We start from the raw sequence: 26,784 nt of genomic DNA, 5'->3' as shown, positions 1-26,784 counted from the left end.
AACGGCCCCGGAGGCCCATGACCCGCCTGGCCCAGTATAGAACGACAGGTGACCTGCCACCCCACCAGAGCACGTCGCCCCGTTGAGGGGGGTGGACGACACCGATCGTGGTCGGCAGGAGGGCGTCGGGGGCAGCACCGGGGCCACTGTGCCGTGGCTTCCTCCGTCCGATCAAGAGCCCGTTGCGGTACCGAAGATCGCCGTCAGCACCTGATCGGCCCACTCCAGCAGCGGGGCGTCCGTCAGCTCGCGACCGCCGACCGGCTTGGTCATGGGGCGCGGGATCAGCACGGCGTTCAGCGCCGGCTTGACCTGGGCGCCGCGATACATGCGGGACAGGCGCAGCCGACGGGACTCCGGCAGGTCCGCCGCCGGGCCGAACTTCACGTTCTTGCCGAGCATCATCACCTCGGTCACGCCCGCGGCGCGGGCGCGGTTGCGGAACCGGGCGACCGCGATGAGCGCCTGGGCCGGCGCCGGAGGCTCGCCGTAGCGGTCCTGGAGCTCCTCGACGACGGCATCCACGGCGGCGTCGTCGTGCGCGGCGGCGAGGTTGCGGTACATCTCCAGGCGCAGCCTCTCCCCTGGCACGTAGTCGTGCGGCAGATGGGCGTTGACCGGCAGCTCGACCTTGACCTCGGCCGGCGAGGTGTCCTCCTCACCCTTGAAGTCGGCGACGGCCTCGCCGACCATGCGGAGGTAGAGGTCGAAGCCCACACCGGCGATGTGACCGGACTGCTCGCCGCCCAGCAGGTTGCCGGCACCGCGCAGCTCGAGGTCCTTCATGGCCAGCTGCATGCCGGCACCGAGCTCGTTGTGGGTGGCCACGGCCTTGAGGCGCTCCAGCGCGACCTCTCCGAGCGGCTTGAGCGGGTCGTAGAGGAAGTAGGCGTAGGCGCGCTCGCGGCCACGGCCGACGCGGCCGCGGAGCTGGTGCAGCTGGGCCAGACCGTAGCGATGGGCGTCCTCGATGATCAGCGTGTTCGCGTTGGCGATGTCCAGGCCCGTCTCCACGATGGTGGTGGAGACCAGGACGTCGAACTTCTTCTCCCAGAAGTCCACCATGATCTGCTCGAGGCGAGATTCGCCCATCTTGCCGTGGGCCACGGCCACGCGGGCCTCGGGCACGAGCTCGGCGATGCGGCGGGCGACGCCGTCGATGCTGGTGACGCGGTTGTGGACGTAGAAGACCTGGCCTTCGCGCATCAGCTCGCGGCGGATGGCGGCGGTGACCTGCTGGTCCGTGTAGGGGCCCACGGAGGTCAGCACGGGGTGCCGTTCCTCCGGTGCCGTCGCCAGGGTGGAGGTCTCTCGGATGCCGGTCAGGGACATCTCGAGGGTGCGCGGGATCGGCGTCGCGGACATGGCGAGCACGTCCACGTTGGTGCGCATCTTCTTCAGCGCCTCCTTGTGCTCCACGCCGAAGCGCTGCTCCTCGTCCACGATCACCAGGCCGAGGTCTTTGAACTGCACGCCCTGACCCAGCAGCCGGTGGGTGCCGACCACCACGTCCAGCTCTCCGGAGGCCAGGTCGTTGAGGACGTCCTTGGACTCCTTGGCCGTCTGGAAGCGCGAGAGCGCACCGACGCGCACCGGGAAGCCGGCGAAGCGGTCGGAGAACGTCTGGTGGTGCTGACGGGCCAGCAGCGTGGTGGGCACCAGCACGGCCACCTGCTTGCCGTCCTGCACGGCCTTGAAGGCGGCACGCACGGCGACCTCGGTCTTGCCGAAGCCGACGTCGCCGGAGACCAGCCGGTCCATGGGGACCACGGCCTCCATGTCCTTCTTGACCTCGTCGATGGTGGTGAGCTGGTCCGGCGTCTCGATGTAGGGGAACGCCTCCTCCAGCTCCTTCTGCCACGGGGTGTCCGGGCCGTAGGCATGGCCCTTGGACGCCATGCGGGCCGAGTACAGGCGGATCAGCTCCCCGGCGATCTGCTTGGTCGCCCGCTTGGCCTTGGACTTGGTGTTCGCCCAGTCCGAGCCGCCCATCTTGGACAGCGTGGGCGTCTCCGCGCCGACGTACTGGGAGATCAGGTCCAGCTGCTCGGTCGGCACGAACAGGCGGTCTCCCGGGGCACCGCGCTTGGAGGAGGCGTACTCGAGGACGAGGTACTCGCGGTAGGAGTCCTCGGCGGCGCCGCGGGCGGCCCCGGCGACCTTGCGGCGCTGCAGCTCGACGAACCTGGCGATGCCGTGCTGGGCGTGGACCACGAAGTCGCCCGGTGTCAGCGCCAGCGGGTCCACGGCGTTCCTGCGCTTGCGCGCCAGCTTCGCTCCGGCGGCCCGGGTGCCGGCGGTGCGCTGACGGCCGAAGAGGTCCTGCTCGGTGACCAGGGCCACCTTGGCCCCCGGGAGGGTGAAGCCCGTCCCCACGGCGGCCGCGCCCAGCAGCACCTGGCCGGACGGCAGCTGCTCCGGCACAGTGCCCTCGAAGATCGAGGCCGTCACACCGCCTTCGGAAGCGAGTTCGGCAAGACGTCGCGCCGATCCCGGTCCGTCCGTGAGCACGACGACGGACCAGCCGTCCCGCGTGCGCTCCTGCAGGGCCTCCACGAGGGCGGCGATGTCTCCGCCGAAGGTGCGCGGCACGCCCATGCCGGCCCGCAGCGTGGAGGCCTCGGGCAGCAGCTCGTCGTCCGGGTTCAGCGCCGTGGTGGACCAGTGTCCCTGCCCGTGTTCCAGAGTCTCCTCGCGCAGCCGGGCCAGGGTGAGGAACCCTCCGGCGTCCTCCTGGTCCGCAGAGGCGATGTCCACCGGGGCGGAGGCGCCGTGGGCGGCGCCGGCCCAGGCCGCATGGAGGAACTCCTCGTTGGTGGCCAGCAGGTCGTCCGCGCGGTGGCGGATGCGCTCGGGCTCGGCCAGGACCGTGAGCGAGCCGGCCGGGAGCATGGCCGGCAGGGAGGTCATGGACTCGGCCAGCAGCGGCGACAGGGACTCCATGCCTTCGACGGCGATGCCCTCGGCGATCCGGTCCAGCATGTCTGCGGCGGCAGGCATGCTCGGGCTGAGCGCGCGGGCCTTCTCCTGCACCGCCTCGGTGATCAGCAGCTCGCGGCACGGCGGTGCGTCCAGCACCGTCGGGTGGCCGGATCCGTCCGCCGAGGTGTCCTCCAGCGACCGCTGGTCCGCCACGGAGAACCAGCGCATCTGTTCGACCTCGTCGCCGAAGAACTCCACACGCACCGGGTAGGCGGTGGTGGGCGGGAAGACGTCGATCAGCCCGCCGCGCACCGCGAACTCGCCGCGCTTGGAGACCATGTCCACGCGTGCGTAGGCGGCACCGGCCAGCGCGGCGACGACGCCGTCGAAGTCGGTCTCCTGCCCCACCTCCAGACGCACGGGTTCCAGGTCCCCGAGTCCGGAGACGAGGGGCTGCAATGCGGCACGCACCGGGGCGATGACGACCCGCAGCGGCGCCGCCCCGTGCTCGCCCGGATGCGTCAGCCGACGCAGCACCTCGAGGCGGACGCCCACGGTGTCCGAACGCGGCGAGAGCCGCTCGTGCGGCAGCGTCTCCCAGGACGGGAAGAGGGCCACCGACTCCGGGGCGGTCCATGCCGCCAGGTCGCCGGCCAGGTCCTCGGCCTCACGCGTGGTCGCCGTGACGACGAGGACGACGGCGTCGTCCCCGCCGGAGGCGGCCACAGAGTCGGCGAGGGACGCCAGCAGAGGTGCGCGGCCGCCGTCGGGAAGGCCGATCTGCAGGTCCGGGGTGCGGTCCCCCGGCCGGGCCGCGGAGTCCCGGGCCGCGGCGAGGGCCTCGTCCGTCAGGACGGTGGGCAACAGCGGGGCGAGAACCGGCGTCTCGGTCATGCGGTGGGCTCCTGGGCGGTCTCGTCGGTGGCGGGCTGCTGGAGATGTCCGGCCTCCGCCATGATCTGCCGGACCTCCTCGATGAGGTCGATGACGTCGTCCGCGCCGGTGACCGGGCCCCCGGCCGTCAGGCCGTCGGTGCCGACCAGGACCGCGGACGGATACCGCTGCATGCCCAGGTCACGGACCGCGCTGCCGGCAGGATCGGTCAGGACGATGTCCCGGGGCACGGCGCCCACACCGGCCGGAGCGGCGGCGTCGGTCTGGTGGATCGGCTTGAGGACGCGGAGCGCCACCGGACCGATCTGCGGGTCCATGTGCTCGATGTGGTCCATCACGCGGCGGCAGGACCCGCAGCCGGCGGACACGTGCAGCAGGAGCATCGACTGGCGTGCGGCCATGTCCTGCAGGCGTTCGAAACCCCGGTCCGTGCCGAGGACGGCGTCGGGGATCGGATGGCGTGCGGGCTCGCCGTCGGTGTGGGCGTCAGCGTTCGGCTCGAGGGCCTGCGGGGCCTCGGCGGCCGGGGTCGGAGCACCCGGTCCGGCCGCGACGTTCGCCTCCTGCTCCAGCGGGGCGGTGTCCCGGCCGATGAGATAGGCGGCCGCCGTCAGCAGGGCGGTGACGAGGACGGACCACTCCACGTAGCCCTGGAAGAACCCGGCAAGCGGCCACCAGGCGATGCGGACGCCCGTGACGGTGAGGGTGATGACCGCCTCGAACAGGCCGAGCAGTGCGAGCACCACGAGGATGATGTTGCGCAGGACGGTCCAGCCGGTGATGGGCCGGGCCGTGGGGCCGAAGCAGCCGCAGGAGACGCCCTTGTCCTTCGCCCGGACCACCAGCCAGGTGAAGGCGATGAACAGGGCCACCGCGGCCAGCGCCGTCAGGGGCCGCAGGACGGTGAACGGCAGCAGCAGTGCGATGCCGAGCAGGACCTCCAGGAAGGGGAAGGCCTTCACCAGCGACGGGTGGGAGAGCGTCGCCGGCACGTCCAGGCGGGTGAACGTGGCGGCGGTCTCCTGGGGTGCCTGGAGCTTGGCCAGTCCGCTGGCGATCAGGATGACCGCGAGAGCCCAGAGTGCTGACATGGGGGTACCTTCCGGCCGGGGAGGGGCGCGGTCCGAGCAACGTCCCGGCGTGGGGCGACTGGTGCGGGCCGGGCCGACGGGCTGGTCCAGCATATAGGCTGACCATGATTCCCGTCGGACCGTCTCACCAGGAGTGAACAATGGCCTTCTCCGCCCAGCACACCATCGCCCGCACCCCCGGCGAGGTGGCCGAGGCCCTCGGCAGCGAGGACTTCCACCGCAGCGTCATCGAGTCCCTCGGCGGTTCGCTCGTCTCCTTCTCCCGCGAGGGCGACCCGACCGGCGCGATGACCGTCACCACGGTCCGCACCGCCCCGACCGACAAGGTCCCGGAGAAGGCCCGCAAGTTCGTGGGAGACAACCTGCAGATCGAGCAGGTCGAGCGGTGGAACGCCCCGGCGGCCGACGGCTCCCGCACCGGCACCACCACCATCACCGTGGCGAAGGCCAAGGCCACCGCGGAGGCCTCCACCGCCCTGCGCGTCGCCGGCGCCGGCACGGAGTACGCCGTGGACGGCACCCTGGTCTGCAAGATCCCGCTGGTCGGCTCCACCCTGGCCGCCAAGGCCGAACCGATGGTGGGCAAGGTCGTCACCCGTCAGGCGCGCGAGCTCCAGGCCTGGCTGGACGGCCGCAGCCGGCAGAGCTGAGAACGGACAGCCGCCTCCATGCTTCACCTTCGCCGTCCCGGGTTTCCGAGCCGACCTTCCTCCGACGAGGCCCACAGGGCCGCCGTGCTCTTCGTGTGCACCGGGAACATCTGCCGCTCGGCCTATGCCGAGCACGGGCTGAGCCACCGTCTGCGCGGCGCAGGGCTGGAGGACCGGATCGCGGTCGGCAGCCGCGGAACGCACCCGAACCAGGCTCTGACCGTACCCCGGCCCCTGGTGCGCAGGGGCCTCGCACAGGGCATCACCGGCTTGGAGGACCACCGGCCTGCGCCGCTGGACCGCCGAGCCGTCGAGGGCGCCGACCTGATCATCACGGCCACGGCAGACCACCTCGACCTCGTCCTCCGAGAAACGCCCACCGCGCTGAAGCGGACGTTCACCATGCTCGAGATCGGGACGCTTCTGCCGATGCTCGACGAGCAGACCGACGGCTCATGGCTGCAGCCCGGGATGGGTGTGTCCGCGATGAGCCGCGTGGCGGCCCAGCACCGCTCCCAGGCGCGCAACGCCTTGAACGGACTGGACCTGGCCGACCCCTTCGGCAAGGCGGAGGACGACTATCTGGAGATGGCGTCCACCCTCGAACCGGTCCTGGACGTCCTCACCGACGCCTTGGACAGGGCCACCCGCCCCCCAGACGGCGCCTCAAGGCAGTAACCGACAGCACTGAAGCCGGCGGCCGTGCGTGCGGTGGTCAGTGGAAACGTGTCTGGGCAGCCTGCAGCCCGTCCGTGAGCAGAGCCTCGACGGCGTCGGCCGCCCGGTCCACGTGCAACGGCAGCAGCTGTTGCTCGGCCTTGGTGAAGGGCTTCAGGACATAGTCGGCGACGTCCATGCGCCCTGGCGGACGACCGATGCCGACGCGGACGCGGCGGTAGTCCTTGGTGCCCAGCGAGGCGGTGATGGACTTCAGCCCGTTGTGGCCGCCCTCTCCCCCGCCGACCTTCATGCGCAGGGTGTCGAAGGGGATGTCGAGCTCGTCGTGGACCACGATCAGATCCTCGGCGCCGAGCCCGTAGAAACGGCAGAGCGCCGCGGTGGGCCTGCCGGAGACGTTCATGTATCCGGTGGAGGCGGCCAGCACCACGCGGGGGCCGCCGATCCCCAGCCGTCCCGTGGCGACCTGGGCACCGGCCCGGTGGTGGGTGAACCCGACCCCCATGCGGGAGGCGAGCTCCCCCACCACCATCTGGCCGATGTTGTGACGGGTGCGCTCATACTGGGGCCCCGGATTGCCGAGGCCCATGATGAGCGTGGTTCCCGTCATGAGGCAGATCAGTCCTCGGAGCCCTCGGCGTCGTCCGAGCCCTCGGACTCCTCGCTCTCTGCGGCCTGCTCCTCCTGGACGGACTCGTCGCCCAGGTCCTGCTCGATCGGCTCGAACACGGAGACGATGACGTACTCGGCCGGCTCCTCGATGTCCAGGGCAACGCCGGCCGGCAGCTGCAGGTCCGAGGCGTACAGGTGGTCGCCGGCCTCACGGCCCTCGATGTTCGCCGTGACGGACTCCGGCAGGTTGGTGGCCTCGGCCTCCACGGACACCACGGCCTGGTCCAGGTTGTAGGTGGTGCCGGGGGCGACCTCGCCCTCGACCTCGACCGGCACCTCGACGATGACCTTCTCGCCGCGGCGGACCTCGATGAGGTCCAGGTGGTCCACGGTCATCTTGATCGGGTGACGCTGGATGTCCTTCGGCAGCACCAGGTGCTCCTCGCCGGCCTCGTTCACGACGGTGATCAGGGCGTTCGGGTTGCGGACGGCCAGGGTGGTCTCCTGGGCCGGCAGCAGCAGGTGCACGGGGTCCTGGCCGTGGCCGTAGACGACGGCGGGGATCTGGCCGGCGCGGCGGGCCTGGCGGGCGGCACCCTTGCCGAAGTCGGTGCGGCGGGTGACCTTGATCTTGATCTTGTCAGACATGACGTCCTCCTCTGGTTCTCTCGGCCGCGACCCGTGCGGGACGCGGGTGTCTCCAGGGAAGGGGGCCGGAGCGTCAGGCACGGCTCAGATCAGAGCGGTGCGGACGGCGTCCGGCGGCCTCGTCGATCACGGAGTCCTCGACTCCCTCGCCTGGGCAACGAAGAGAAGCGTACCAGCGATGCTGGACCCACCGACACGTTCGTCGCCTTCTCCCCGCCACAGGGACCGATCAGATCCGGTGGCCGGACTTTGGTACCTTGCTGACACCGTTCCCCTGCGGCCACCGCCCCAATCCCTGGCCGCCACACGACAGGAGACTCAGATGTTGCGGCTGCACGTCGGCCTGGGCCACATCGATGTGGACGGACTCGCCCCGCAGGAAGAGACGGAGATCCGGCGTCACTGGTCCCGCTGCGACGTCCGGGACCACGAACCGCCGGCGGCCGCAGATGAGGACGACGAACACCGTTGCGCGGCGGACCAGGTGCCGCGGCTGACCCGTACGTCTGCGGACTGGACCGCGTTCCACGAGCAGATCGTCTACGACGCCACGAAGGCCGCCATCGCCTCCGGTCGAGGCACCCACATCATGCTCCACGCGGCCGCGCTGGCCCTTCCGAGGACCAAGCAGGCCCTGGCACTCACCGCGGCTTCCGGCACGGGCAAGTCCACCGCCACGCGGCGCCTGGGCCGACACCTCGCCTATCTCACGGACGAGACCACGATCGTGGATCCGCAGACCCGCCGGATCACCCCCTACGCCAAACCCCTGTCCCTCTACGGCTCCTCGGGAGTGCGGCCGAAGCATCAGCACGGGCCGGACGAGCTCGGCCTCGGCCCGACCCTCGAGGACGCCGAACTCGCCCGCATCGCGGTGTTGGACCGCGTCCGCGAGGGCGATGAGGAGGTCCTCGCCCGCGCCGAGCCGATGGACATCGTCACCGCCGTGACCGAACTGACCCCGCAGTCCTCCTCCCTCGGCCGCCTGCCGCGCGGCCTGGTGACGCTGTGCACGCTGCTGGACTCCCAGGGCGGGGCGGTGCGCCTGGTCTACCGTGAAGCCGAGGACCTGCTCCCAGTGGTCCAGGACCTCCTCTCCTCCCCCGCCGCACCGATCGACCCGGCCTGGGACGCGCTCACCGAGGAGGAGCTGACCGCCTCGCTGCCCGGCGCCGTGGGGGCGCGTGCACGCACCGAGGTGGACGACGGTGTCCTCACCGACGACGGACGGCTCCTGCTGCTGCACGGCACCGAGCTCACCGTGCTCAGCGGCCTCGGCGCCGCTCTCTGGCTGCACCTGGACGTCGCCCGCACCCCCGCCGAGCTCGTCGAACGACTGGCCGAGGAGACGGACGTGCCGGACGACGCCGAGCAGATCGTGGTGCAGGGCCTCGACGACCTCACCGAGCGAGGACTGCTCCGGCGCTGAGCCGGACATCCCCGACACGACGAAGGTCCCCGACCGTGCGGGGACCTTCGTATGTCAGGGCAGCGGCCGTCGTCGGGAATTCCGGGGCCGGCAGGCTCCTGCGGTCACGGCGTGGACCAGTTCGCGGGCGGCCAGACGGTCACGAAGACCTCGCCGACCACATCCTCCTCGTCCACGAACCGGGCGCAGTCCGGGCCTGCCTCCTCTGCAGAGAGGCCGCGGCAGCCGATGACGGAGTCCGAGGAGTTCGAACGGTGGTCGCCGACGGCGAGCAGCTTCCCCTCCGGCACCGAGATCGGGCCGAAGCACCGCTGGGAGCGCGGCTCGCTCGAGCAGTCCAGCTCGTCCTTGGCATACGGCAGGTCCTGATAGATGTACGGCTCTTCCAGGGGCTTGCCGTCCACCATGACCTTGCCTTCGTCCGTGCAGCACTCCACTTCCTCGCCCCCGCGGCCGATCACGCGCTTCACCACCGCCTGGTCATGGGAGACGCCGATGCCCGTGATGTCCCCGAACGTGCGGACGACGGTGTCCAGCGCACCGGAGTCCTCCAGCGGCGGAGCCCAGTGCTCATCGCCGTTGAACACGACGACGTCCTGGCGTTCCGGAGTGCCGTCCCCAGCGTAGGCGAGCCGGTTGACGAGCATCCGGTCCCCCACCTGGAGGGTGTTCTCCATGGAGCCCGAGGGCACCGAGTAGACCTTGACCAGGAATGCCTGCACCACGGCCACCACCGCCAGGGCCACGAGTACGTTGAGCAGGACCGAGACGGCGAACGGCAGCTGACGGCGCTGCCGGCCACGGCTCGCCGACGGGCCCTCGGAGACGCCGTCGTGGTGGTCCTCCGTGCTGGCTGAGGTGCTCGCCATGGCTCAGGCGTCGCCGTCGAAGAGGCTGGTGACCGAACCGTCCTCGAAGACCTCGCGGATCGCACGGGCGATCAGCGGGGCGATCGAGAGGACGGTCAAGTTCTGGAACCGCTTCTCCTCCGGGATCGGCAGGGTGTTGGTGACGACCACCTCGCGGGCGCCGCACTCGCCCAGGCGCTGGGCGGCCGGATCCGAGAAGACGGCGTGGGTGGCGGCGATGATGACGTCCTTCGCGCCGGCCTCTTTGAGGACGCGCACGGCGCCGGCGATGGTGCCGCCGGTGTCGATCATGTCGTCGATCAGCACGCAGACGCGGCCCTCGATGTCCCCGACCACGGTCTTGGACTCCGCCTGGTTCGGGACGGTGAGGTCACGGGACTTGTGCACGAACGCCAGCGGCACGCCGCCGAGACGGTCCGCCCACTGCTCGGCCACACGCACGCGGCCGGTGTCCGGGGAGACCACGGTGACCTCCTCACCCTCCAGGCGGGTGCGGATGTAGTCCGCCAGCAGCGGAATGGCGAACAGGTGGTCCACCGGGCCGTCGAAGAAGCCCTGGATCTGTGCCGTGTGCAGGTCCACGGACATCACGCGGGATGCACCGGCGGCCTGGTACAGGTCCGCGACGAGGCGGGCGGAGATCGGCTCGCGACCGCGCCCCTTCTTGTCCTGGCGGGCGTAAGGGTAGAACGGCGAGACCACGGTGATGCGGCGGGCCGAGGCCCGCTTCATGGAGTCGATCATGATGAGCTGCTCCATGAGGTGGTTGTTCAGCGGAGCAGGGTGGGACTGGATGACGAAGACGTCCTTGCCGCGGACGGACTCGCCCGAGCGGACGTAGATCTCCCCGTTCGCGAAGTCATAGGCGCTCATCGGCAACAGCTCGGTGCCGAGCTCCTCCGCGATCTCCGTGGCCAGCTCCGGGTGCGCCCGGCCGGCGGCCAGCACCAGTCGTTTGTCCTCGCTGCGGCTCAGTTCCGTCATTCTCGCTCCCCTGCTCTCTCGGGATCTGCGGCTCCGGGCCGTCCTGGCGGCCCGGAGCCATCCTATGTCCTGGTCTGTCGCGTGCCTCAGTCGCGGTCTGCGCCGGCCGCCTCGGCGGCGTCCGCCGAGCCGGTGCCCGGGCGCTTGGCCACCACCCAGCCGTCGATGATGCGCTGCTCCACCCTGTTCAGTGCGAGCGCGCCGGCAGGGACGTCCTCGCGGACGACGGCGCCGGCACCGGTGTAGGCGCCGTCCCCGACCGTCACCGGGGCGGTGAAGACGGTGTTGGAGCCGGTGCGCACGTGAGCGCCGATGGTGGTCCGGTACTTGTTCACTCCGTCGTAGTTGGCCGTGATGTTGCCGCAGCCGATGTTGGTGTACTCGCCTATCTCCGCGTCCCCGGCATAGCCGAGGTGGGACAGCTTCGCACCGCGGCCCACCGTCACGTTCTTCGTCTCATAGAACGCACCGATCTTGCCGTCCTCGCCCAGGACGGTGCCCGGGCGGAGGTAGGTGAAGGGGCCCACGGTGGCGTTCGCATCGATGACGGCGCCCGTGGCATCCGTCCGCTTCACGGTGGCGCCCGCGCCGACCTCGGTGTCCGTGAGGGTCGTGTCCGGGCCGATCACGGCGTCGGCGCCCACGGTGGTGGTGCCGTGCAGCTGGGTGCCCGGCTTGAGGAGCACGTCGTTGGACAGCTGCACCGTGACGTCCACCCAGGTGGAGGAGGGGTCGATCACGGTGACGCCCTCCTTCATCCAGTGGCGCAGCACGCGGTCGTTGAGCTGACGGCCGAGGTCGGAGAGCTGGCGGCGGTCGTTCGCGCCCTCGACCTCCCAGACGTCGTCGGTGCCGACGGAGGCCACTCGACCGCCCTCGGCACGGGCCAGGCCCAGCACGTCCGTCAGGTACTTCTCGCCCTGGACGTTGTCCGTGGACAGCGTCGGCAGGGTGCGGCGCAGCAGGGCGGCGTCGAAGGCGTAGATGCCCGAGTTGACCTCGGCGATCTCCACGAACGAGGAGTCGCCGGTGGACTCGGCGTGGGCGACGGCGTCCTTGTGCTCCATGATCCGCTCGACGAGACCCGCGGCGTCGCGGACGATGCGGCCGTAGCCGGTGGGGTCCTCCAGGGTGGCGGTCAGCACGGTGACGGCGTTGCCGTCCGCCTCGTGCGTGGAGACGAGGTTCGCGAGGGTCTCCGGGGTGAGCAGCGGGACGTCGCCGTAGGTGACCACCACCGTGCCCTCGGTCTCGGCCGGCACGGCCTCGAGGCCGAGCTCCACGGCGCGGCCGGTGCCCGGGATCTCGTCCTGGTCCGCGATGGCGATGCCCGGAAGCTGCTCCTCGATGTGCGCGGCGACCTTCTCCCGCTCGTGGCGCACGACGGCGACGAGGTGCTCCGGGTCCAGCGACGCGGCGGCGTGGAGGGCATGGCCCACGAGGGAGCGGCCGCCGATGGTGTGCATCACCTTGGGGGTGGCGGACTTCATGCGGGTGCCCTGGCCTGCGGCCAGCACGATCACGGCGGACGGTCGGGGTGCGGTGGTCTCGGACATTCCTGCGCTTCTCCTGGGATGGCGGTCGAGGGCCGGTCGCCTGACGGAGGCGGCCCGGTGTTCCGCCCCTAGGATTCGAACCTAGACTGCACGGCTCCAAAGGCCGGCGTGCTGCCATTACACCAGGGCGGACCGTCGGCCGCACCGGCAGGCGCGGCGACGCGTCGTCATTCTTCCACACGGCGGACTTCCGCCCACGGGCGCCCCGGCCGAAGCGCGATGGCGGCCGCGGTCAATAGGCGCCGTCCGCGGCGGTGACAGCGCGGACCGTGCGGCCGAGGATGACGATGTCCCCGAGGAGGGACCAGTTCTCCACGTAGTAGAGATCGAGGCGAACGGCATCCTCCCACGAGAGGTCGGAGCGACCTGAGACCTGCCAGAGGCCGGTGATGCCCGGCTGCACCTGGAACCTGCGGTGGACGTAGTCCTCGTACTGCTCGACCTCGTGGGGAAGGTGCGGGCGTGGGCCCACCAGGGACATGTCCCCACGCAGGACGTTGATGAGCTGGGGAAGCTCGTCGATGCTCGTGCGCCGGATGAAGCGGCCGACCCTGGTGATGCGCGGGTCGTCCTTCATCTTGAACAGGACGTTCGCATCGCCCGAGTCCGAGGACAGGGCGGACTTGATTCTCTCCGCGTCCGGGACCATGGAACGGAACTTCAGCATGGTGAACCGTCTGCCGTGGAGGCCGACGCGCTCCTGACGGAACAGGATGGGGCCGGGGCTGTCCAGGCGCACCGCGAGGGCGACGCCGAGCAGCAGTGGGGAGATCAGGACGATCCCGACGCCGGCTGCAAGGACATCGAACGCGCGCTTGGTGGCCGCCTTACCCCTGGACAGGCGAGGCGTGCTGACGTGGATGAGCGGCATGCCGGCCAACGGCTGCATGTGAATCCGGGGACCGGCCACGTCCACGAGGGCCGGCGCCATGATCAGCGAGATGCCGCGCTCCTGCAGCTCCCACCCGAGGCGGCGCACGTCATGCGGCGGGAACGGATCACCTGAGGTGAGGGTGATGGCCTCGACCTGATTGTCCACGGCGAAGTCCACGATCTCACCAATGGTGCTCAGATCCGTACGGCTCGGGATCGGCAGGAACCCCTCACCCCGGGGCCGGTATCCGGGCATGACCGCCGCGACTGGCTCATAGCCCGACCCAGCCTCTGAGACAAGGACACCATGGACGTGTGCGACGCCGCCTGGACCGCCGACCAGGAGCATGCGGCGGCGGTAGCGGCCCTTCGCGCGCTGGCGCGCGACCCAGGTGCGGACAGCGAAGCGGCCCAGCAGCACGGCAAGCAGGCCGACCGGCAGGGCGACGGCCACGTAGCCGCGGGCGGTATCCGTACGGGTCACATAGGAGACGATGGCGACGGCGCCGAAGAAGTAGAGAGTCCCCTTGAGGACCCGCTTGTACTCCTCCGCGCCCACACCGAAGACCTTGATGTCGCGCGAACCGACGATGGCGAGGGTGACGACCCACCCGGCGGCGAGGAACACCGTGAGGGCGGTGTAGTTCAACACATCCATACCGACGATGCGGGCGCCGAGCCCCCCGAATCGGAGGAACTCTGCCATGAGCATGCTGAGCAGGATGAGCACGCTGTCCACCAGGACGAGCAGTCGCGGGATCCCTTGATGCCAGGAGGCACCGAGCAGTCGTTCTCCCTGGGGCCGGGGCGGCCGTGCAGGCCGGGCATGCGCTGCCGATGTCTTCAAGGTGGTTGCCACGTTCTCCCTCTTGCTTGCGGTCCGCGGACGTCGGAGTCGACGAAGGGCGGCCCGACGGTCAGGCTCCTGCGGCCAGGATCCTGAGCATTTCCTATGCCGTGAATGGTAAGCAGACCCAGGCGGTCCAGGCTAGACGTTCGGCACCGAGGAGCTCATCACATACGCATGTGAGAACGCTGACATGGACAGGATCACTCCGCCAGCTCGGCAGCGAGGAGCCACTGTTCCTCCGCCGCCTCCAGCTCGGCGTTCACCTGCTGGAGCTCGGCGTCGACCGGTCCGAGCTCGCCGAAGCGCTGCGCGTCGCTGAGCTCGGCCAGCCGTGCCTCCAGGCCGGCGGCGCGCTCCCTCAGCTTCTCCTGCTGCCGCTCCAGGCGGGCCATGTCCTTGCGCGCCTGCCTGCGTTCGGCGGCTGTCGGTCCCGCAGGAGCCGCCCCGTCGGCCGATCCGGCTCCTGCGGCCGCCGACACCGGCCCGTCGGCCCGCGCACTGGCCTCGACGGCGGATCCGGATGCCGGCATCGCAGAGCGCAGCTCGAGGTACTGGTCCACTCCCCCGGGCAGGCCCCTCACCTTGCCGTCGCCGAGCAGGGCGACCTGGTGGTCCGTCACGCGCTCGAGCAGATAGCGGTCGTGGGAGACCACGATCAGCGTGCCCGGCCAACCGTCCAGCAGGTCCTCGACGGCGGCGAGGGTGTCCGTGTCCAGGTCGTTGGTCGGCTCGTCGAGGAGCAGGACGTTGGGCTCTCCCACCAGGAGGCGGAGCAGCTGCAGCCGGCGTCGCTCGCCGCCGGAGAGCTCGGCGACCGGTGTCCACTGACGGTCCGTGCCGAAGCCGAGCTGCTCGAGAAGCTGGCCCGAGGACATCTCCTTCTCTCCCACCCGGAAGCTCGAGCCCTCACGGGCCATGACTTCGGCCACGCGCAGGTGCGCGACCTCGTCCAGCTCCTGCACGTCCTGGGTGAGCGTCGCCGTGACCACGGTCTTGCCCCGCTTGACACGGCCGGCGTCAGGCTGGACACGGCCGTCCAGCAGCTTGAGCAGGGTCGACTTTCCGGCACCGTTGACGCCCACGATGCCGAGGCGTTCGCCCGGGGCCAGGCGCAGGGTGACGTGGTCCAGGACGGTCTTGGCGCCGAGGGCCAGGCAGACGTCCTCGAGGTCCAGGACGTCCTTGCCGAGTCGGGCGGTGGCCATCCTGGCCAAGGACACCGAGTCCCGGGGTTCGGGGACGTCCGCGATGATCGCGTTGGCCGCCTCGATGCGGAACTTCGGCTTCGAGGTGCGCGCCGGAGCACCGCGGCGGAGCCAGGCGAGCTCCTTCTTCATCAGCTGCTGCCGCTTCTGCTCGGCCACGGCCGCCTGGCGGGCACGCTCGGCACGGGCGAGGATCCACGCCGCGTAGCCGCCGTCGAACGGGTCCACCGTGGCGTCGTGGACCTCCCAGGTGCGGGTGCAGACGGTGTCCAGGAACCAACGGTCGTGGGTCACCACCACGAGGGCGCCGTCGGTGGGGCGCCAGCGGCCCTTCAGATGCTGGGCGAGCCACGCGACGCCCTCCACGTCCAGGTGGTTGGTGGGCTCGTCCAGGAAGAGGACGTCATGGTCGTCCGCGAGCAGTGCGGCCAGGGCCACGCGGCGCCGCTGTCCGCCGGAGAGCCCCTCCACCGTCCGCTCGAGGTCCAGGCCGGACAGGAGACCGTCGAAGACGTCGCGGACCTTGGCGTCCGAGGCCCAGACGTGGTCGTCCACCTCCCCGACGACGGCCTGCTTGACGGTGTGGGCGGGGTCGAGGTCGTCACGCTGGTCCAGCACGCCCACACGCACGCCGCCGCGCCGGGTGACACGGCCGGAGTCCGGGGTCTGCAGGCCGGCCATGATCCGCATGAGGGTGGACTTGCCGTCTCCGTTGCGGCCGACCAGTCCGATGCGGTCGCCCTCGTCCACGCCGAGGGAGAGACCCTCGAGGACGGTGCGGGTGCCGAAGGAGATGCCGATGTTCTCAGCGCCGAGCAGATGTGCCATGAGCGGTGGTGTCAGTCCTTCCGCGTCCGTGCCGGACGCCGGGTGGGGTCAGGGAGTCGTCAGAGGGGCCGGAGCCGGCCCGTGTGGCGCGCCGGTCAGAGCAGGCCGGCACCGTGGACGGGGCCGTGGACCGGGATCGCCTCGATGCCGGTCCGTTCCTTCACCGCGGTCGCCAGGCGTTCGGCCTCCTGCTCGTCCCGGGCCACGAACAGCAGCGTGGGACCGGAGCCGGAGACCATGCCGCGCAGCGCCCCCTCGTCCAGGCCGAGGTCGAGGACATCGGACAGCTCCGGGAACAGGGAGACGGCCGGCGTCTGCAGGTCGTTGTCCATGGCCAGGGCAAGCGCCAGCGGGTCGGCGAGGGCCAGGGCGCGGACCACGTCCTGGTTCACCTCTACGCCCCCAGGAGAGTCCAGGGTGCCCTCGGCCCGGAGGCGGTCGAGGGCTTCGAACACCACCGGCGTCGAGAGTCCGCCGTCCGCCGGGACCACCACGAGATGCACGGGATTCCGGGCTGCCACGGGGGTCAGGTCGGTGCCGGTGCCCAGACCGACCGCGGCTCCTCCGACCACGGAGAAGGGGACGTCCGCGCCGAGCTCCGCGGCGAGCTCGGCGAGTCCCGAGCGGGTCAGTCCGGTGTCCCAGAGGGCGGAGCAGGCCACGAGCGCCGCCGCGGCGTCGGCCGACCCCCCGCCCATGCCGCCGGCGACGGGGACCTGCTTGGCCACCTGGAGGTCCACGCCGTGGGTCTCGGGGTCCAGCCCCATGCGCTCGCGCAGCAGCACGGCGGCACGGTGGGCGAGGTTGGACTCGTCCCACGGGACATCGTGGGCGTCCACGAGGCTCACGTGGCGAGGGCAGGGCCCCACGGTGATGCGGCCGTCGTCCCTGGCCACCGCGGTGACGGTCTCCGTCAGGGACACGGCCAGGTACACGCTGGCGACGTCGTGGTAGCCGTCCGGGCGCAGCGGGCCGACCCGGAGTGAGACGTTGACCTTGCCCGGCGCGGTGGCGGTGACGTGGCGGCGGGCGACGTCGCCGTGGACATCATGGCGCGCGTGCGTGTTCATGCGGTCTCCTCAGTCACCCGGGCACCACGGGCCGCGGCGATGCGGGCGAAGTCCGCGATGCGGAGGGTCTCACCGCGGGTCTGGGGCTCGACGCCGGCGGTGCGCAGCGCGTCCTCCGCGGCGGAAGCGCCGCCCGCCCAGCCGGACAGGGCGGCGCGCAGGGTCTTGCGGCGCTGGGCGAAGGCCGCGTCCACCACTGCGAACACGTCCTCACGCTCGACGCCGGCCACCGGCGGCTGCGCGGCACGCTCGAAGGCGACGAGTCCGGAGTGGATGCGGGGCGTCGGCCAGAACACCTGGGTGCCGATGGTGCCGACCTTGTGCACGGGGCCGTACCAGGCGGCCTTGGCCGACGGCACCCCATAGACCTTCGAGCCGGGTCCGGCGGCGAGCCGGTCGGCCACCTCCTCCTGCACCATGACGAGCCCGTGGCGGATGTCCGGGAAGTGCTCGAGCACATGCAGGAGCACGGGCACGGCCACGTTGTACGGCAGGTTCGCCACGAGCGCGGTCGGGCCGCTCTGCGCCGCAGCCGGTCGGACCGCGTCGACCTCTTCGGGCGTCACCGTCATCGCATCGCCGTGGAGGACGGCGAGGCGTTCGGAGGCGCCCGCACGCATCGCGGAGGCGGTCGCGGGGAGGCGGGCGGCCGTCGTCGGGTCGATCTCCACGGCGGTCACGGCGGCCGCGGCGTCCATGAGGCCGAGGGTGAGCGATCCCAGTCCCGGGCCGACCTCGAGGACGTGCTCGTCTTCGGCGAGCTCGGCGGCGGCGACGATGCGGCGGATGGTGTTCGGGTCGATCACGAAGTTCTGCCCCCAGGACTTGGTGGGGCGCAGGTCCAGCTCCGCGGCGATGCGCCGGATGTCCGCGGCGCTGAGCAGCGGAGCGACTCCGGGCGCGGCGGAGGTGTCGTCGGCGTGGTCGGGCATGGTCACGAGTCTATCGACCGCAGACGCGCCGCGGCCCGGCCCCTGTGGAGGGACCGGGCCGCGGCGTCATGCGCACGTCGGGTCAGGACAGACCCAGCTGGGCCGCGCAGCTGGGCCACGCGCCCCAGCCGGACATGGCCTGGATCTTCTTGCCCATGATGATCTGCTGCTCACGGGTGGCCATGTGCGGCATCGGGGCGTACTGGGTGCCGCCGTTGGCGACCCACACGTCCTGCTTGAACTGGATGCCTCCGTAGAAGCCGTTGCCGGTGCTGATGGACCAGTTGCCGCCGGACTCGCACTGCGCCAGGCGGTCCCACACGGAGTCGTCAGACGTGGTGGAGGCGGTGCGCTCGACGGCGACGCGCTCGGTGGCGACGCTCTGCTGGGCGGCCTGCTCTGCAGCCTTCTGCTCGGCGGCCTGCTTCGCCTTGGCCTCCTCGGCAGCCTTCTGTTCGGCAGCCTCCTCGGCGGCCTTCTGCTGCGCGGCCTTCTCCTCAGCGGCGCGCTGCTGGGCAACCTTCTCGGCCCACGCCTTCTCCGCGGCCTCACGCTCGGCAACCTTCTTCGCCCAGGCCTCCTCCGCGGCCTCCTGCTGCGCGGCCTCCTGCTCGGCGGCCTTCTGCTCGGCGGCGCGGCGCTCGGCTGCCTTCTCGGCCCAGGCCTTCTCCATGGCCTCGCGCTCGGCGGCCTTCTTCCCAGCCTCCTGCTCGGCGGCTCGGCGCTCGACGGCCTTCTTCTTCTCGGCCTGCTCAGCCTTCTCGGCAGCAGCGCGGCGCTCGGCGGCCTTCTTCTCGGCCTCCTCGGCCTTCTCCGACTGCTCGGCGGCCTTCTTCTCAGCCTTCCGGGCCTTCTCCGACTCCTCGGCCTGACGCTCGACGTCCCCGCCCTTGTCCGCCTCGTCCTTCTCCACCTGGGCCACGCGCTCCAGGGTCACGTCTTCCTGCTTCGCCTGGGCGGCATCGTCCTGACCGGCGCATCCGGTCAGGCCGAGGGCGGCGATCGCAGCGACGGCGGCCAGACGGCCGGGACGGGTCGAACGCAGATTCGGGGCAGACAGCATGAAGCCTTCTCTCCTCAAGGGGACTCGGACAGTCACACACTGGCCACGGCATCTCAGCCGTGCAGCTGCGGCGGATCACGCCGACGTAGGGACCTATCACGAGATGAACGGGATCGACGATAACGACTTGGTCACGGCAGATCAAGGATCGGTGACGAACCGCACCGTCCGAACTGTTCCACATCACGGGGCGTAGGCTGGCCGGAACAGAGGCCGTGCGCATCCCGCGGGCGGTCACCTCCCCGGCCCCGCCTGACAGGAGTTCACGTCCATGCGCCCTGGCACTCCCGCCTTCACCGAGCTCACCGACGCCCTCATCGCGAGGATCCAGGAGGTGGTCGAAGGCAAGCCCGAGGCCGTCCGGACCGCGGTCCTGGTACAGCTGGCCGGCGGCCACCTGCTGGTGGAGGACGTGCCCGGCGTCGGCAAGACCCTGCTCGCCCGGACCCTGGCCGGCGCCCTCGGCGGCGATGTGAACCGCATCCAGTTCACCCCGGACCTGCTGCCGGCGGACATCACGGGCGTCTCCGTGTTCCACCAGGAGCGCCACGACTTCCAGTTCCGCCCCGGCCCGGTGTTCGCCCACCTCGTGATCGCGGACGAGATCAACCGTGCCTCGGCCAAGACGCAGGCGGCCCTCCTGGAGGCCATGGAGGAGCACCGGGTGTCCGTGGACGGCACCACGCACCGCCTGCCGGACCCGTTCATGGTGGTCGCCACCCAGAACCCCTCCGACTCGCAGGGCACGTACCCGCTGCCGGAGGCCCAGCGGGACCGCTTCATGGCCCGCATCTCCATGGGTTACCCGGACACGGACGCCGAGGTCCTGATGCTGGCCCACCACACCCATGACCCGGACCGCCCCGACGCGGCGGTCCAGGACGACGTCGAGCCCGTCATGGATGTGGACACCGCCCGCAGCCTGATCGCCGCCACCTCCCTGGTCGCCGTCGGCGAGCCGGTGCGCCGCTACCTCGTGGCGCTCGGCCAGGCCACCCGCCGGCACGCCGACGTGCGCGTGGGCGCGAGCCCGCGCGCGCTGGTGCAGTGGATGTCGGCCGCCCGCGCCGAAGCCGCACTGAGCGGCCGCGACTACGTGGTCCCGGACGACGTGCGCGCCGTGGCCCATGTGGTCCTGGCCCACCGCCTGCTGCTGGACGGACCCGTCCGCCATGACACCACCTCGCCGCAGGCGCGCCGCATCGTGGACGAGGTCCTCTCCCAGGTCCAGGCCCCCTTCGCCTCCCGCGCCGAGGCTCGAGCCGCCCGATGAGCGCGCCGCTGACCCGGCTGCCCCGGTTCCGTCCCCGTGCCGACGCCGTGGGGCTCATGATCCTCGGCGTCGTGCTCCTGGCGCTCGGCCCGGTACTGGGCCGACGTGAGGCGATCGCGGTGGGCCTGTTCCTGCTGATCCTCGTGCTGGCCGCCCTGGTCCTGACACTCGTCGAGCTCGTCCTCACCCGTCGCGCCTGGGAGCGCTCCTGGATCGGTCTGGCCGCTCCGCGCACGGACAGCCTGCACGGACTGCACGAACGGCTCGAGCCCCTGGACCTCACCGTGCACACGCGCGCTGACTCCCTGTCCGGCGGCGCCGGCCTCGAGGTGTACCTCCCCGAGTCCCTGCGTCCCGACGACGGCCCCTCGCCTCGGTCTCGACGCCTCCGCCGTCTGTGGCGCTCCGCCCGGGCCGGCGGGTGGACCCCGTTGCGCGGCTCGGCGCTCTCCCTGTTCCCCCACTGGCGAGGTCGCTACGAGCTGGACGCCGTCCGCTGCCGCGTCACCGGACCGTTCGGCCTGTGGAGCGCACGTCAGCGGATCGCCGTCCCCCAGGAGGCCGAGCTGCCAGTGGGCCCGCGCCGCAGGCCTCTCCCGGCGAACCTGGACCGGGTGCTGATGGCCCAGGTGGCGCGCGCCATCGGGTATCGACGCACCCAGCGCCCGGACGACGTCGGGCTGCGCGAGCACACGGCCGGCGACGCCCTGCACCGCGTGCACTGGGGCGCCACCGCACGCGCCGGCCAGCTCATGGTGCGCGCCGAGGAGCCCGAGGACCGGGCGCCGGTCCAGCTGCTCGTGGACCGCACCCTCGGCTCGGGTGAGCCGCAGAGGCACGTGTCCCCGTCCGGCCACGAGGTGAGCACGGACGATGCCCTGGAGGCCGTCGTGGCCACCGCCGCCGCCGTCGAGAACTCCCTGCGGTCCCAGACGGACCTGGACGTGGACGTGGTGGACCACACCGGCGACCGCTTCGACCCCGCCTCGGCCTGGACCGACATGTACGGTGCGGACCGTGAAGGGGCGCCCTGGTCACTGCGCCGCGACGCCATCGACGGTGCGGCCGTGATGCTCGTGGCCGTCGTCGGCGCCTCGACGCCGCATCCTCCTGCGGCGCCTGCGCAGCGCGGAGCCGTGGTGCTGGTGACCGAGGCCGCGGCCGCCGAGGCAGACCGCTGGCGCTCTGCCGGCTGGAACGTCCTGACGAGCACGGGAGGAGACCGATGATGTCCGCCGCACCCACCGTCTCCGCCCCGGTCCAGGACGACGCGTCGGCCGCCGACGCGCCCCCGACGTTCCCCCGTGCCCTGCTCGGCTGCGCCGCGGTCGCACTGCTGTCCCTGGTCCTGATCGGTGCCGCGGCGCAGGCCGCGGACGCCCTCTTCGCCGGACCCTGGTTCTGGGCCGCGTTCCTGCCGTGCATCGCCTTTGCCGTCGCCTGGACGCCGGTGACCGCCTGGTTCGAACACCGTGACGCCTCCGGCGACACCGCAGGGCTGCTGGGCGTGCTGGCCGGTGCCGTGGTCGCCGCAGTCTTCTGGCTGCGCATCGGCTGGTCCGAGACCCTGCTGCTCGGCGCCCTCCCGACCGGACAGACGTTCGGAGCCCTGCAGGAGGAGATCTCCCTCCTGGGCCGGACGATCGCGCAGGAGACCCCGCCCATCACCGCATCCGCAGGCGCAGTCGCCAGCACCTGCGCGGTGCTGCTGCTCGCGCTCGCGCTGACACTGCTGCTCGCCCGCTCCCTGGACCAGCCCACCCTCGCCGGCGCACCGGCGCTGACCCTGGTCGTCATCGGCGCGGTGGTGACCGCGGGAGTGACTCCGCTGCCGGCGATGCTGCTGGCCGCCGCCGCCTGGATGGGGCTGATGTGGCTGGCGCACCCGACCCGGCGCGTCCGCAGCGCCCTGGGCTCGGCGGGCACCGCCGCGGCGGCCCTTCTGGCCCTGCTGGTCGCCGCGGCGACCCTGCCGCAGCTGACCTCCGGCCTGCTTCCGGAGGGCCAGCGGTGGACGTCCGGCCAGAGCTCCGGCCCCCAGCTGAACACCGAGGTGAACCTCGGCGAGGACCTGCGCCGCACCCCCGGCCCCACGGGCATCTCCCTCACCACCGAGGACGGGACCGGCCGGTACCTGCGCACCGGCGTGGTGGAGGACATCATGGCGGACACGTGGCACCTGCGCCGTCCGGATGACAACGCCCCCTTCGCCCGCCAGGAGATCGCCTTCCCGCAGCCCGGGCTGCCGCAGACCACGGAACAGGTGACCGTGACGTTGGACCGGTTCTCCCCCGACTGGATCCCCGTGCCGAACGGCGCCCAGCGTGTTCCGGCGGCCGAGGACGACTGGGTGCCGCTGCTGCAAGACACCGTCATCGCGCGGCCGACGCCGACCCGTCTGTCCGGCGGCCTCACGCTGATCGACTCGGCGATCGCGGCCTCCCCCGAGGACATGCCCACCCACCTTGAGCAGGCGGCAGGCACAGACCAGGAGGGGCCGGACCGGGACCGCATGAGCGCGGACGAGCGTGCCCAGCTCCAGGACTCCGAGCTCGCCCGCCAGGCCGAGGAGGTCATGGGCGGCGGCGCCTCCGACTGGGAGAAGGCCAACGCCCTGCAGGCCTGGCTGCGTTCGGACGAGTTCGACTACTCCACCACGGCCCCCGTCGACGACGACTACGACGGCTCCGGGCTGTCCATGACGGAGCAGTTCCTCCAGAAGCGCACCGGCTACTGCGTGCACTTCGCCTCGGCCTTCGCCCTGATGGCGGAGTCGCAGGGGCTGCAGACCCGCATCGTCATCGGCTACGCCCCGGAGACCGGTCAGGCCGGTGAACCCACCGACATCCCCTCGAACCGGGCCCACGCGTGGCCGGAGGTCTACTTCGACGGAGTCGGCTGGATCGCCTTCGAGCCGACCTCCGGCGTGGCCGATGCCCCGGACTACACCGACCCGGAGGCCGGTGCCGGTGCCGGCGCCCTGCCGTCCGAGTCCGCCTCGCCGTCTGCCTCCGAACCGGCCTCGCCGAGCCCGACCGAGATCTTGCCCTCGGCCTCCACATCGGCCTCTCCCTCGCCCACCGAGGCTGCGAGCCCGACCGCGTCGCCGGAGTCCACCGAGCAGGCCGGGGACGAGCCGCAGAAGCCCGGTGTCTCGGCCGCCGACGTGTTCCGTGTGGTCGGCATCGTGCTCGGCGTCCTCCTGCTCATGGCCGTGGTCGCCGCGGCGGTCTTCGGGCCTGCGTGGTGGCGCAGGCGCCGTCGGCGGCGTCGTCTGGAGGGCCCGTGGGAGGGCGAGGACCAGGCGCGTGCCCGCGTGCTGGCCGCCTGGGCCGAGGTGCGGGACACCGCAGCCCGTTCGAAGGTCCGGCAGGGCCCCTCCCAGGCCGAGGCCGAGGCGGCCGCCGCGTGGGTGGCCCTCGTGCCGGAGCGCCAGGAGGAGATGGACACCGTCCGGTCCGCGGTCCAGTGGGCCCGCTACGCGCCGTCCACCAGCCCGGCCCCCACGGATCCCGCCGCGGTCTCGGCGGCGGCCGGTGCCGTCGTCGAGGCGATGGACGAGGCGAAGAAGGAGCGGAAGAGGGACTGATGCCCGGCCGGTGACGGAAGCACCGAGGGCCCTGGGCGGAACGTCCCAGGGCCCTCGACCGGTGCGCCGGACGGACCCCGGCCCGTCAGAACTCTCCGTACACCGCCGTCGTGTTCGCGTCGATCGCACGGGCGAGGTCGTCCACGTCCGTCCCGCGCACCTGCGCCATGTGCCGCAGGGTGTACGGCACCAGGTAGGGGGCGTTGGGGCGCCCCCGGTACGGGTGCGGCGTCAGGAAGGGTGCGTCGGTCTCGACAAGCAGCAGGTCCTCGCGGGCCTCGAGGAGGGCTTCGCGCAGGGCGTCGTTGGCCTTGAACGTCACCGGGCCGGCGAAGGACATGTGCCAGCCGTGTTCGTTGCAGATGCGTGCCAGGTCGACCCCACCGGAGAAGCAGTGGAACACGACCTTCTCCGGGAGCCCTCCTGCGCCCTGCTCCTCCAGCAGGATGCGGACGACGTCGTCGTGGGCGTCGCGGTCATGGATCTGCAGTGCCTTGCCCAGGGTGCGGGCGAGCCGGATGTGCCAGCGGAAGGACTCCTGTTGGACGGCATGACCGGCCTCATCGCGTGTGCGGAAGTAGTCCAGGCCGGTCTCCCCCACGGCGCGGACCCGCGGATGGGCCGCGAGGCGTTCGATCTCGGCGAGCGCCTCGTCCAGGGACCCGCGTTCGGCGTGCCGTGCGGCGTCGTTGGGGTGGATGGCCACGGCGCCGAGCAGCCGCGGGTCCGCCTCGATGGACTCGACGGTGAAGCGGGCAGACTCCACATCGCAGCCCACCTGCACGGCGCCGCGGACGCCCACGGCCTCGGCCGCGTCCATCGCCTGCGACGGCGTGACGGTCACCAGGCCGTCGCGGAAGTCCAGGTGGGTGTGGTTGTCCACCACGGGCACCGGCAGCGGCTCCGGGGCGGGTGGATACTCGAGGCGGCGCTTCCGGCCCGTCTTCTCGTCCTTCTCGTCGCGGCGGGGACCGTCGCCGGCCGGGGCTTCGGCCTGCCGGGGCAGGTAGGCCTCGGGGACCGAGGGCGGCTCGGCGTGGTCGGGGCTCAGTTCAGTGGGCATGCGGCCCACTCTAGGACGGCCACGGCCCCCGGAGTCTCCTCCGGGGGCCGTGGTCTCGGTTGCTGTGCGGCGGGTCGGCGCACCAGCGCAGCCGGTCAGCGCATCACTTGCCCGCGTACGGGTCGGCGATGCCGATGTACTGGACGGTCGTGTACTCCTCGATGCCCTCGGCGCCGCCCTCGCGGCCGAGGCCGGACTGCTTGACGCCGCCGAACGGGGCCGCCGGGTTGGAGATCACGCCGGCGTTGTAGCCCACCAGGCCGAACTCGATCTGCTCGGAGACCCGGTACATGCGGGTGTAGTCCTTGGAGAAGATGTAGGACGCCAGGCCGTACTCGGTGTCGTTGGCCATCTCGATGGCCTCCTCCTCGGTGGAGAAGGTGACGATCGGGGCCACGGGGCCGAAGATCTCCTGCTTCAGGATCGGGTTGCCCTTGTCCACCTTGAGTGCGGTGGGCTGGTAGAAGTAGCCCGGGCCCTCGACCTTGTCGCCGCCGGTGAGCACCTCGCCGCCGGCTTCCACGGCCTCGGTGACGAGCGCGTGGATGTCATCGCGGGCGCCCTCGTCCACGATCGGGCCGAGGGTGGAGTCCGGGTCTGTGCCGCGCAGCGGCTTGAGGGCCTCGAGCCTGGCCACGAACTTCTTCGTGAACTCCTCGGCCACGTCCTCGTGGACGAGGAAGCGGTTGGCGGCGGTGCAGGCCTCGCCCATGTTGCGCATCTTGGCGGCGAAGGCGCCCTCCACCGCGGCGTCGAGGTCGGCGTCCTCGAACACGATCAGCGGGGCGTTGCCGCCGAGCTCCATGGAGGTGCGCAGCACGTTCTTGGCGGCGTCCTGCATCAGCTTCACGCCCACCGGGGTGGAGCCGGTGAAGGAGACCTTGCGCAGGCGCGGGTCCTCGAGGATGGGGCCGGAGATCGCGGAGGCGGAGGAGCCGGAGACCACGTTGAGCACGCCCTTGGGCAGGCCGGCCTCCTGCATGACCTGCGCGAACAGCTGGGTGGTCAGCGGGGTGAGCTTGGCGGCCTTGAGCACCATGGTGCAGCCGGCGGCGACGGCGGGGCCGACCTTGCGGGTGGCCATGGCCAGCGGGAAGTTCCAGGGGGTGATCAGCAGGCAGGGACCGACCGGCTTGTGGTTCACCTGCATCTTCAGGGTGCCCTCGGGGCCGTTCACGGTACGGCCGTAGTGGCGCACGGCCTCCTCGGAGAACCAGCGCAGGAACCCGTTGCCGTAGGTGACCTCGCCGCGGGCCTCGGCCAGGGGCTTGCCCATCTCGAGGGTCATCAGCAGCGCGAAGTCCTCGGCGCGCTCGTTGATCATGTCGTAGGCGCGGCGCAGGATGTCCGCCCGTTCCTTGGCCGGGGTGCGGGCCCAGTCCTTCTGTGCGGCGCAGGCGGCGTCGAAGGCGGCCATCGCGTCGTCCGAGCCGCCGTCCTGCAGGGAGGCGAGGACCTCGCCGGTGGCCGGGTCCTTCACGTCGAAGGTCGTGCCGGAGGAGGCCTCACGCCACTCTCCGTCGATCAGCAGGCCCTTCGGGACGGACTCCAGCAGGGCCTTCTCACGTTCGGCGGTCACGGTCATGGTGCACCTCTCTCACACGGGGTCGTCGGCTCGCCTGCCGCGGCGGCCGCTTGCCTGTCAGCTCCAACGGTGGGCCGGGCCGGGCTCATTCCCTGCGCCCGCTCCCTCCGGGGCCTCTAC

Annotated in this window: 20 protein-coding genes and 1 tRNA gene; 6 read left to right on the top strand and 15 right to left on the bottom strand. The window is 71.5% G+C overall.

Annotated features, from left to right (window positions below):
• Positions 1–171 precede the first annotated feature (171 nt).
• Both mfd and HMPREF2863_RS06170 read right to left on the bottom strand, forming a co-directional pair.
• Positions 172–3,816 (bottom strand): transcription-repair coupling factor, encoded by a 3,645-nt coding sequence (mfd, locus tag HMPREF2863_RS06175; RefSeq protein ID WP_070638814.1) that lies wholly within the window; start codon positions 3,814–3,816, stop codon positions 172–174.
• On the bottom strand, positions 3,813–4,907 hold the full coding sequence (locus HMPREF2863_RS06170; protein WP_070638812.1) for a MauE/DoxX family redox-associated membrane protein: 1,095 nt from the start codon (positions 4,905–4,907) through the stop codon (positions 3,813–3,815). Before HMPREF2863_RS06170 ends, mfd begins: the two co-directional genes overlap by 4 nt.
• Positions 4,908–5,047: 140 nt before the next feature.
• Between HMPREF2863_RS06170 and HMPREF2863_RS06165 the strand changes: the two genes are divergently transcribed.
• Together HMPREF2863_RS06165 and HMPREF2863_RS06160 are read left to right on the top strand one after the other, a co-directional pair.
• Positions 5,048–5,557 carry a DUF2505 domain-containing protein gene (locus HMPREF2863_RS06165; RefSeq protein ID WP_070638810.1) on the top strand — a complete coding sequence of 170 codons (510 nt, stop codon included), beginning with the start codon at positions 5,048–5,050 and terminating at the stop codon, positions 5,555–5,557.
• A gap of 84 nt (positions 5,558–5,641) precedes the next feature.
• Complete coding sequence (locus HMPREF2863_RS06160) at positions 5,642–6,235, top strand: arsenate-mycothiol transferase ArsC (protein ID WP_070638903.1); 594 nt, start codon at positions 5,642–5,644, stop codon at positions 6,233–6,235.
• 37 nt (positions 6,236–6,272) lie between these two features.
• Here HMPREF2863_RS06160 and pth read toward each other — a convergent pair whose 3' ends face one another.
• Together pth and HMPREF2863_RS06150 are read right to left on the bottom strand one after the other, a co-directional pair.
• Entirely contained in the window at positions 6,273–6,845 is a 573-nt protein-coding gene (pth, locus tag HMPREF2863_RS06155; RefSeq protein WP_067188195.1) for an aminoacyl-tRNA hydrolase, read from the bottom strand.
• 8 nt (positions 6,846–6,853) lie between these two features.
• Complete coding sequence (locus HMPREF2863_RS06150; RefSeq protein ID WP_067188193.1) at positions 6,854–7,495, bottom strand: 50S ribosomal protein L25/general stress protein Ctc; 642 nt, start codon at positions 7,493–7,495, stop codon at positions 6,854–6,856.
• 322 nt (positions 7,496–7,817) lie between these two features.
• Between HMPREF2863_RS06150 and HMPREF2863_RS06145 the strand changes: the two genes are divergently transcribed.
• Complete coding sequence (locus HMPREF2863_RS06145; RefSeq protein ID WP_070638808.1) at positions 7,818–8,924, top strand: PqqD family protein; 1,107 nt, start codon at positions 7,818–7,820, stop codon at positions 8,922–8,924.
• A gap of 104 nt (positions 8,925–9,028) precedes the next feature.
• Here HMPREF2863_RS06145 and lepB read toward each other — a convergent pair whose 3' ends face one another.
• The 9 genes from lepB to HMPREF2863_RS12340 form a co-directional block, all read right to left on the bottom strand.
• Complete coding sequence (lepB, locus tag HMPREF2863_RS06140) at positions 9,029–9,793, bottom strand: signal peptidase I (protein WP_070638806.1); 765 nt, start codon at positions 9,791–9,793, stop codon at positions 9,029–9,031.
• Positions 9,794–9,796: 3 nt separating this feature from the next.
• Positions 9,797–10,777 carry a ribose-phosphate diphosphokinase gene (locus HMPREF2863_RS06135; protein WP_067188185.1) on the bottom strand — a complete coding sequence of 327 codons (981 nt, stop codon included), beginning with the start codon at positions 10,775–10,777 and terminating at the stop codon, positions 9,797–9,799.
• 86 nt (positions 10,778–10,863) lie between these two features.
• Entirely contained in the window at positions 10,864–12,333 is a 1,470-nt protein-coding gene (glmU, locus tag HMPREF2863_RS06130) for a bifunctional UDP-N-acetylglucosamine diphosphorylase/glucosamine-1-phosphate N-acetyltransferase GlmU (protein ID WP_067188182.1), read from the bottom strand.
• A gap of 60 nt (positions 12,334–12,393) precedes the next feature.
• Positions 12,394–12,465: transfer RNA gene (locus tag HMPREF2863_RS06125), tRNA-Gln, on the bottom strand.
• Positions 12,466–12,565: 100 nt separating this feature from the next.
• Complete coding sequence (locus tag HMPREF2863_RS06120; RefSeq protein ID WP_306301684.1) at positions 12,566–13,936, bottom strand: sugar transferase; 1,371 nt, start codon at positions 13,934–13,936, stop codon at positions 12,566–12,568.
• Positions 13,937–14,256: 320 nt separating this feature from the next.
• On the bottom strand, positions 14,257–16,089 hold the full coding sequence (locus HMPREF2863_RS06115) for an ABC-F family ATP-binding cassette domain-containing protein (protein WP_070638803.1): 1,833 nt from the start codon (positions 16,087–16,089) through the stop codon (positions 14,257–14,259).
• A 95-nt stretch (positions 16,090–16,184) separates the two neighbouring features.
• Complete coding sequence (locus HMPREF2863_RS06110; protein ID WP_067188172.1) at positions 16,185–17,159, bottom strand: 4-(cytidine 5'-diphospho)-2-C-methyl-D-erythritol kinase; 975 nt, start codon at positions 17,157–17,159, stop codon at positions 16,185–16,187.
• The gene (gene rsmA, locus HMPREF2863_RS06105; RefSeq protein WP_070638901.1) at positions 17,156–18,091 is read right to left on the bottom strand and encodes a 16S rRNA (adenine(1518)-N(6)/adenine(1519)-N(6))-dimethyltransferase RsmA; all 936 of its coding nucleotides are present in this window, start codon (positions 18,089–18,091) and stop codon (positions 17,156–17,158) included. The genes HMPREF2863_RS06110 and rsmA overlap by 4 nt, the downstream gene beginning before the upstream one ends.
• Before the next feature lie 82 nt (positions 18,092–18,173).
• On the bottom strand, positions 18,174–19,154 hold the full coding sequence (locus tag HMPREF2863_RS12340; RefSeq protein WP_070638801.1) for a transglycosylase family protein: 981 nt from the start codon (positions 19,152–19,154) through the stop codon (positions 18,174–18,176).
• A 271-nt stretch (positions 19,155–19,425) separates the two neighbouring features.
• On the opposite strand from HMPREF2863_RS12340, the gene HMPREF2863_RS06095 reads away from it, so the two are divergent.
• Genes HMPREF2863_RS06095 through HMPREF2863_RS06085 form a run of 3 tightly spaced genes read left to right on the top strand, consistent with a single transcriptional unit; the run spans position 19,426 to position 24,016 of the window.
• Positions 19,426–20,427 carry an AAA family ATPase gene (locus tag HMPREF2863_RS06095; protein ID WP_070638799.1) on the top strand — a complete coding sequence of 334 codons (1,002 nt, stop codon included), beginning with the start codon at positions 19,426–19,428 and terminating at the stop codon, positions 20,425–20,427.
• Positions 20,424–21,656 (top strand): DUF58 domain-containing protein, encoded by a 1,233-nt coding sequence (locus HMPREF2863_RS06090; protein ID WP_070638797.1) that lies wholly within the window; start codon positions 20,424–20,426, stop codon positions 21,654–21,656. Before HMPREF2863_RS06095 ends, HMPREF2863_RS06090 begins: the two co-directional genes overlap by 4 nt.
• Positions 21,656–24,016 carry a transglutaminase TgpA family protein gene (locus HMPREF2863_RS06085; RefSeq protein ID WP_070638795.1) on the top strand — a complete coding sequence of 787 codons (2,361 nt, stop codon included), beginning with the start codon at positions 21,656–21,658 and terminating at the stop codon, positions 24,014–24,016. The genes HMPREF2863_RS06090 and HMPREF2863_RS06085 overlap by 1 nt, the downstream gene beginning before the upstream one ends.
• An 85-nt stretch (positions 24,017–24,101) precedes the next feature.
• On the opposite strand, the gene HMPREF2863_RS06080 is transcribed toward HMPREF2863_RS06085, so the two are convergent.
• A complete protein-coding gene (locus HMPREF2863_RS06080; RefSeq protein ID WP_083315271.1) occupies positions 24,102–25,079 on the bottom strand; it encodes a TatD family hydrolase in 978 nt (325 codons plus the stop codon).
• A 103-nt stretch (positions 25,080–25,182) separates the two neighbouring features.
• Positions 25,183–26,664: an NAD-dependent succinate-semialdehyde dehydrogenase gene (locus HMPREF2863_RS06075; RefSeq protein ID WP_070638793.1), complete on the bottom strand. Its 1,482-nt coding sequence runs from the start codon at positions 26,662–26,664 to the stop codon at positions 25,183–25,185.
• Positions 26,665–26,784 lie beyond the last annotated feature (120 nt).

The sequence above is a fragment of the Micrococcus sp. HMSC067E09 genome (assembly GCF_001812555.1).
GTDB lineage: Bacteria > Actinomycetota > Actinomycetes > Actinomycetales > Micrococcaceae > Micrococcus > Micrococcus lylae.
The sequence above is the reverse complement of the archived record's forward strand: the minus strand, read 5'-3'. Positions and strand labels throughout refer to the sequence as shown.